The 654-nt window shown below is 57.2% G+C and carries 1 protein-coding gene; it reads left to right on the top strand.

The window, feature by feature from the left end; translation table 11 throughout:
- Positions 1 to 654: hypothetical protein (locus tag KCR01S_RS25460; protein WP_218007484.1), on the top strand; the 654-nt coding region annotated here is incomplete at both ends.

Here is a 654-nt window from a genome sequence, read left to right as displayed (position 1 = left end):
CGGACGCGGATGCCGATGCAGATGCAGATGCAGATGCAGATGCAGATGCAGATTCTGACGCGGACGCGGATGCCGATGCAGACGCGGATTCCGACGCCGACGCCGATGCCGATGCCGATGCAGACGCCGATGCAGACGCCGACGCGGATGCTGATGCCGACGCTGATGCGGATGCTGATGCAGATGCAGATGCAGATGCAGATGCAGACTCGGACTCGGATGCAGACGCTGATGCGGATGCGGATGCCGACTCGGACGCGGATGCCGATGCTGATGCCGATGCCGACGCCGATGCCGACTCGGACGCAGATGCCGACGCAGACGCCGATGCCGATGCAGATGCCGATTCAGATTCAGATTCTGATGCCGACATTAACCTCGACGTTAAGTTTGACGTGTCGGGTGGTTCAAAAATCACCGAGGTCAACGGCGGCAGTTCGAATCCTAACGGCTTTGATGTGGATGACAGCGGCAAGATTGTCTCGGTAGGCGAGAACGTCGTGCTCTGGGTGTCGGCGGACGATATTGGTAAGTACGTTTCCGAAGATATTCCGAAAGAAAATATCCATATCTATACCCAAGGCAATGTCCAAGGCACCGAAGGTAAGTCGGACGTATTCGTGCTGCACGAGGGCAGTACCTATACGCAAGGTG

It is taken from the genome of Kluyvera cryocrescens NBRC 102467, assembly GCF_001571285.1.
Taxonomy (GTDB): Bacteria; Pseudomonadota; Gammaproteobacteria; order Enterobacterales; family Enterobacteriaceae; genus Kluyvera; species Kluyvera cryocrescens.
This window is presented reverse-complemented; position numbering and strand designations above follow the sequence as displayed.